Raw genomic sequence first — 4,980 nt, 5'->3', positions numbered from 1 at the left:
GGTCGCTCGTGCCGACCGGCGTGATGCCACTGCTGCCGACCGCCGCCGTGCTCGCCCGCAAGGTGGAGATCGAGTGGAGCGACGGCGGGTCGTGGCCACGATCGGGCAGGGCCCGCCGGTCCGGTGCTACGCCACCCGCCGGTTCGAGGGCCCGGCGGCCGGTTTCGACTGCCGGAGCACGCGCAGCGCGAGCCCCGGGCGCATGAGCGCGGTCGGCGGGTCGACCAACCCGGCCACCCGGAGGAACGCCCGGGCGACCTGCGGGTCACGGGTGGCCGCGACCTGCACCTTCGGCATGTACGAGTTGCCCATCCGCGCCTTGAGCGGACGGGGCCCGACCACGTCGGGGTAGGCCAGGTCGCCGCCCGCGGCGATGTCCCACGGCGCGTCGAGCACCTTGGCGATGTCGGCGAAGAACGCCCGCGCCTGCGGCATCGTGCCCTGCCGCAGGTGCTCGCGCAGCGTCAGCGCCTGGAGCCCGGCGGTCGTCATGCCCTGCCCGTAGACGGGGTTGAAGGTGCACACGGCGTCGCCGAGCACCAGCAGGCCCGCCGGGAACCGGGGCATCCGCTCGTACCGCTTGCGGGCGTTCGCGGGGAACTGGAAGGACACCGGGTCGTCGAGCGGCTCGGCGTCGCGCACCGCCTCGTACACCTCGGGCACCGGCAGCGACTTGGCGAAGGCGAGGAACCCGTCCGGGTCGGTCGGGGCGTGGTCGCCGAAGATCCCGGTGAGCGACAGCGCCCAGCGGTCCTCGCCCACGATGGTGAGGAACCCGCCGCGCCGGTGGCCGGGGGTCGCGACCGGGTTGACCGACACGTCGCCGCCGAAGTGGTCCGACGACAGCGCGAACCGGCGGGTGCAGTAGGCGAGGCCGATCTTCACCCGCTCCTCCTCGACCCGCGGGTAGCCCGCGGACTCGAGCCAGGACGGGGTGCGCGAGCCGCGGCCGGTGGCGTCCACCACCAGGTCCGCGGTCACGGTCTCCGGGGTGCTGCCCTCGGCCCGCCGCTGGATCCGCGCGCCGACGACCCGGCTGTTGTCGGGCGAGAACACCGGCTCGACCACGTCGTGGCCCTCGACGAAGCGCACGTTCGGGATCGCGGCCACCCTGGTCCGCACGTGGTGCTCGAGCGTCGGCCGGTCGCCGCCCGCGACGAACAGCCCGGTCTCGACCGGCGCGAGCCGCTCGCCGTTGAAGTGCCAGCGCAGGTCACGGCCCATGTCGCCGACCTTCACCCCCGCGGCGCGCACGCCGTCGGTGAAGCCGGGGAACAGCTCGTCGAGCACGATGAGGCCGCGGGCGAGCAGGCCGTGCACGTGCCTGCCCTGCGGCACGCCCCGCCGCACCCCGGCCACGCCGACGAGCTCGTCCCGGTCCACGACCACCACTTCGGCGTAGGCCTCGGCGAGCACCCGCGCGGCGAGCATGCCCGCCATGCTGCCGCCCAGGACGAGCGCGCGGTCTCCGACCTTGTTGTCCATGCGCCGTCCTCAGCTCAGGAGTTCCGGTGCGCAGCGGTGAGCTTCTCCAACAGGGGCACGACGTCGTGCGTGCTCGGCGCGGACATCCACTCGTGGTGGACCCGTTTCGCGCCCTCGAGGTAGGAGGGGTTCGACACCACGTCGAAGATCTGCTTGCGGATGTCCTCGACGGACAGCTCCGCGCGGTTCATCGCGATGCCCGCCCCGCGCTCGGCCATGTACGGGCCGGTGATCGGCGACTCGATGCCCCACGGCTCGACCGGGATGATCTGCGGCACCGAGAGCGCCACCGCGGCCGCCCAGGTGCCGACGCCGCCGTGGTGGATGAGCGCCGAGCAGCTCGGCAGGAGCTGGTCGAGGGGGATGTACTCGACGGTGCGCACGTTGTCGGGGATCGGCTTGCCCTTGGGCAGCTGCGCCTCGTTGAGCGTGCCGACCAGCTCGACGTCCAACTCGGACACCGCTTCGAACATGTCGCCCACCAGGCCGTGGATCGCGGCCATGAGCTCCTCGTGACCGTTGCCGAACTGGCGCATCGACGCGCCGAGGCACAGCGCGATCCGCGGCCGCTCCGCCGGCCCGTACAGCCACTCGGGGACGGTGTCCGCGCCGTTGTAGGGCACCCAGCGCATCGACACGCGCGAGCGGTGGGTCGGCAGCCGCATCCCCTGCGGGGCCGGGTCGATCGTGATGTCCCCGAGCAGGAGGTCGTCGTCGACCTTGACGCCGTAGTGGTCGGCGAGCGGGGCCACGTACCGCTCCAGCGGATCGGGACCCAGGTCGACGCCGGGCAGGCTGTTGCGCTCCGCCCAGCGGTCCCTGGTCCACGCGAACATGTCGTGGCCCCAGAGCAGTCGCGCGTGCACGGCGCCGCTGGCCTTGGCGGCCACCGCGGCCGAGGGCCAGCACGGGTCCCAGATCACCAGGTCCGGGCGCCAGGCCTTGGCGAAGTTCACCAGGTCGGGCAACCCGGAGCGCTCCAGCGCCACCGCCGGGTCGGTCGGGTGGAAGTTCCACACGCAGGGCAGCATGAACTGGCGGAAGTGCTCCCACGGGTAGCGGTCGGCCGGGTCGTCGCTGGTGAGGACCTCGGTCAGCGGGGACAGCTCGTCGGCGGCGGCCCACAGGTCGGGGTTGCCGGCGCCCATGGGCGGCAGCATCCGCTCCTGGTCGCCGATCGACACGGCGGAGAGCCCTGCGGCGGCGATCTGCTTGGCTATCAACGCGGTCGAGGCCACCCGCACCTCGTGCCCGGCGGCCTTGAGCGCCCAGGCCAGCGAGACGGACGGGTGCAGGTGTGCCGTTGCCGGCCACACCGCGAACAGGACGCGCATCAATGCTCCTCAGCCGTTGATCGTGCCGTTCGTTGACGGGCGGGCCACGTGCCACCTGCCACCGCGCCGCCTGACGGCGAATCGCCGGTGCGGCGCGAGAGTCCGTTCTGGACCGGGTCCACAGTGGCGCCTGGGCACCATCCTGTGCTGCCGCGGCACCGCACGGCATCTTCGTTGTTGCCCTCTTCGCTGCGGTTGTCCGCACTCCTGAAGAAGTCCCGGATGTCCGATTCGGCAAGGCTGGGATGTCGTGTGCCCAAAAGGGAAGGAAGAATCGTGACCTCCACACAGCGGATCGACGTTTCGGCTGATCCAGTCGGGACGGACGGCGCCGTGCCGAGGCGGACGAGCCTGTGGCGGCGACCGTGGATGGTGCCGTTGGCACTCCTCGTCGCGGCGTTCCTCTTCATCTCCCTACCGGTGTACGTGACGTTGGACCCCGCGCGGTCCCGGATCGCACTGTCCGAAGGCTTCCCGCTGCACTACCCGTTCTTGGTGGCGCACATAGCTTTCGGCACGGTCGCGATGGTGACGGTGGTGCTTCAGGTGTGGCCTTGGTTGCGGCGTCGGCACCCTGTCGTGCACCGGTGGAGCGGGCGGTTGTACGTGTTCGCCGGCGTCCTCCCGTCCGGCCTGCTCGCGCTGGTCATCACGCCGTTCGCCGTGGGGCCGGTGGGCAACGCGGTCGGCGGGATTCTGTGGCTCGGCACGACGATCGCCGGCTACCGGATGGTGCGGCAGCGGCGTTACGCTGAGCACCGGCGGTGGATGATCTACAGCTTCGCGTTGTGCCTGCAGATCATCGAGGGTCGGGTCATGGTCATCGCGGCGCCCGCGTTTCCCGGCTTCACCCCGGACGCCTTGCCGCCGATCCTCGAGGCCGCCAGCTGGATCGGGATCGTCATCAACCTGCTGATCGCGCAGTGGTGGCTGGAGCGGACAGCGAACCGGCGGCGCCGCGTCGCCGTCACCAACAGGCAGAGGTGAGGGACATGAAGGCAGCGGTCATCCCCGGACCGGGACTGGAATGGGAACTGCGTGAGGTTCCCACGCCCACCCCGGGCCCCGGCCAAGTGTTGATCAAGGTGCACGCGTCGGGCGTCTGCTTCAACGACGTGCTGGCCACGCAGGGCGTGCTCCCGTTCCCCGCGGTGTCCCCGGCGGTCACCGGGCACGAACCCGTCGGCGAGGTCGTCGCGGTCGGGCCCGGCGTGACGTCCCGGGAGGTCGGGGACCGGGTCGGCACCACCTGGGTGCAGGCCGGCTGCGGACGCTGCGGGTACTGCAAGCTCGACTTACCGGTGACCGGGCAGACCGCGCTGAACTGCACCGCGCCGGTGGTCACCGGGTTCACCGTCGCGGGCGGGCACGCCGAGTACGTGGTCGCCGCCGCGGCGGCGACCGTGCTCCTGCCCGACGGCCTCTCCTACGAGCACGCCGCCCCCGTGATGTGCGCGGGGTACACGGCGTGGAGCGCGCTGCGGCAGGCGGATCCGCAGCCGGGTGAGCGGGTCGCGGTGCTCGGCATCGGCGCGGTCGGTCACCTCGCGCTGCAGTTCGCCAAGGCGTGCGGCCACGACACGGTCGCCGTCACGCACTCGCCCGACAAGCACGCGCTCGCGCGCGAACTGGGTGCGGACGTGGTGGTCGGCACCGGCGCCGAGCTGGCCGAGGCGGGTGGCGCGGACGTGGTGCTGGCGGTGGGCAGCTCCTACCGGGCCGCGTCGGACAGTCTGCTCGGCCTGCGTCCGGACGGCCGCCTGGTGCTCACCGGGTTCGACAACTCGCAGGGCTTCGACCTGGCGCCGAACCCGATGCAGCCGTTCTTCACCCAGCGGCACCGCATCATCGGCTCCACCCACAACGGCCTGCCGTACCTGCGTGAGGCGTTGGACCTGGTGGCGGGCGGCGCGGTGACGCCGAAGGTCGAGGTCCACGACGCGTCGGAGGCCGCCAAGGCGGTCGGCCGGGTGGCCGCGGGGGAGGTGCGCTTCCGCGCGGTTCTGCGCTTCTGAGGGCACAGGCGGAACGGGTGGCGGGGGGGGGGGGGGCGGCCCGCCCGCCGGCCCCCCGGGCGCCGCGCCCGCCCGCCCCGCCCCCCCCCCCCACGCCGCGTCCACCAGGGCGCCGCTGGAAGTGCACCCACCCACCGCCGACCCCG

4 protein-coding genes are annotated in these 4,980 nt (G+C 72.7%); 2 read left to right on the top strand and 2 right to left on the bottom strand.

All coding sequences use genetic code 11. The features are described from left to right. Positions 1–126: 126 nt before the first annotated feature. Both ABTZ99_RS44640 and ABTZ99_RS44635 read right to left on the bottom strand, forming a co-directional pair. Positions 127–1,485, bottom strand: coding sequence for an FAD-dependent oxidoreductase (locus ABTZ99_RS44640; RefSeq protein WP_498783588.1), 1,359 nt, complete (start codon positions 1,483–1,485; stop codon positions 127–129). Between the two features lie 14 nt (positions 1,486–1,499). Then, positions 1,500–2,819, bottom strand: coding sequence for a nucleotide disphospho-sugar-binding domain-containing protein (locus ABTZ99_RS44635; RefSeq protein ID WP_499619227.1), 1,320 nt, complete (start codon positions 2,817–2,819; stop codon positions 1,500–1,502). A gap of 276 nt (positions 2,820–3,095) precedes the next feature. Here ABTZ99_RS44635 and ABTZ99_RS44630 point away from each other — a divergent pair, with 276 nt between their 5' ends. Together ABTZ99_RS44630 and ABTZ99_RS44625 are read left to right on the top strand one after the other, a co-directional pair. Further along, positions 3,096–3,806: a DUF2306 domain-containing protein gene (locus tag ABTZ99_RS44630; RefSeq protein ID WP_498783584.1), complete on the top strand. Its 711-nt coding sequence runs from the start codon at positions 3,096–3,098 to the stop codon at positions 3,804–3,806. 5 nt (positions 3,807–3,811) lie between these two features. Then, positions 3,812–4,834, top strand: coding sequence for an alcohol dehydrogenase catalytic domain-containing protein (locus ABTZ99_RS44625; RefSeq protein WP_499619225.1), 1,023 nt, complete (start codon positions 3,812–3,814; stop codon positions 4,832–4,834). The last annotated feature ends 146 nt before the right edge of the window (positions 4,835–4,980 follow it).

The sequence above is a fragment of the Actinosynnema sp. NPDC002837 genome (assembly GCF_040295345.1).
GTDB lineage: Bacteria > Actinomycetota > Actinomycetes > Mycobacteriales > Pseudonocardiaceae > Actinosynnema.
The sequence above is the reverse complement of the archived record's forward strand: the minus strand, read 5'-3'. Positions and strand labels throughout refer to the sequence as shown.

What these genes read in the sequence shown, in the direction of transcription:
- ABTZ99_RS44640 (WP_498783588.1), bottom strand. Translation starts at nt 1,485, where the DNA reads ATGGACAACAAGGTCGGAGACCGCGCGCTCGTCCTGGGCGGCAGCATG.
- ABTZ99_RS44625 (WP_499619225.1), top strand. Translation starts at nt 3,812, where the DNA reads ATGAAGGCAGCGGTCATCCCCGGACCGGGACTGGAATGGGAACTGCGT.
- ABTZ99_RS44635 (WP_499619227.1), bottom strand. Translation starts at nt 2,819, where the DNA reads ATGCGCGTCCTGTTCGCGGTGTGGCCGGCAACGGCACACCTGCACCCG.